Genomic DNA, 1,339 nt, shown 5'->3' with positions numbered 1-1,339 from the left:
AAGAAGTGTCTACATAGATTAGTCTTGAATAACTTTAACCATCTTCTTATAGAGATTTCCTGTCCAATAGCCTCAATTCTTTTTTTACTAAATATTAATTTTATTAACGACAATCAAAAATGTTGTCTAATAAGTTTAAGTCCTTTTATAATCAACTACATAAATCAATATGATCTGTCATAATACCCCATATAAAGCATGCAAGTTCTCTTGCGATAGCTGTTTTAGCTACATTATATTTTTTACCTCGCAAAATCATTCGATAGTATTTTCTTCTCAATCTTTCATTGGCTTTATCCGCATATGCTACTACTTCACTGCTGCATTTTTCCTGTCTTGATTTCAAATCTTTTGATTTAAATCCTACTCTTCCTCGTGTATAACCTTGTGCTGCTTCAACCAGTAATCTTCTTAAGTGATTATTCCCTGCTTTGGTGATTCCAAGCTTCTTTTCATGACCTCCTGATGAGTCATCTCCAGGAATCAAGCCTAAATATGCCGAATACATGTTTCCTTTTTTAAAACGATTGAAATCACTTGTTTCCACGATTAAAGATAGTGCAGTATGCGTTTTAATGCCAATCAAACATTGCAGCTGTTGCACTTTTTCTACATATTCTTCTTTTAATGATATTTCTTCAATTTGTCTGTCTAAAGTCTCTACACGATCGCTTAGATGATTATATTCAATCATATATTCTTTCAATGTATCTTGAAGTAATGGTTCACTAAAAGAAACTGTATTTATCCAATCAATATGTTTTCTTGTCCAGTAACTTTTTCCTTCGAATTGTTTACCATTGCGTGTTAAAAACGCAATTATTTGTTGCTTAATGCTTTTTAAGTTTTCTTTTATATCATCTCTCATACGAATAAACTCTTTTACTGAATTGTCAAGTTCGGTAGGAACATGTACGGCAGAATATCCACCATAAGCCAAACATTCCGCAATCATCTTGGCATCACGATAATCGTTCTTAAGTTTTCTTCCACCTTTTTCAGTTTTCATGGTTGTTGGAGCCAGGATAACACATTCCACACCTTTCTCTTTTAATTCATGATATAAAGAATATCCCAGACATCCTGCTTCATAGCCACATACAATATTTAGTTCTTCATTTTCGTGTTTCTTTTTAAAAGTTTCAATAACATGAATGATCTTTTTAATTTCAGGTTTTACCTGTGTAATACAGTGAACTGTACCATTATGTTCAAAAGATGGCTCAAAAATGCATAAAGTGTAGTTTGTAGTATGGACATCCATCCCAATTTTTATTATTCTATTCATAGGTAACCCTCCTTATTTGTTTGCGGTAATCCCACAATACTATGAATTTTT

1 protein-coding gene is annotated in these 1,339 nt (G+C 32.2%); it reads right to left on the bottom strand.

Translation table 11 applies throughout. The features are described from left to right. Positions 1–151: 151 nt before the first annotated feature. Positions 152–1,288, bottom strand: a complete 1,137-nt coding sequence (locus EAI80_RS13120; RefSeq protein WP_129982387.1) for an IS110 family transposase — start codon at positions 1,286–1,288, stop codon at positions 152–154. Positions 1,289–1,339: the final 51 nt, after the last annotated feature.

Origin of the sequence: Catenibacterium sp. co_0103, from assembly GCF_004168205.1 — a bacterium.
Classification (GTDB): domain Bacteria; phylum Bacillota_I; class Bacilli_A; order Erysipelotrichales; family Coprobacillaceae; genus Catenibacterium; species Catenibacterium mitsuoka_A.
This window is presented reverse-complemented; position numbering and strand designations above follow the sequence as displayed.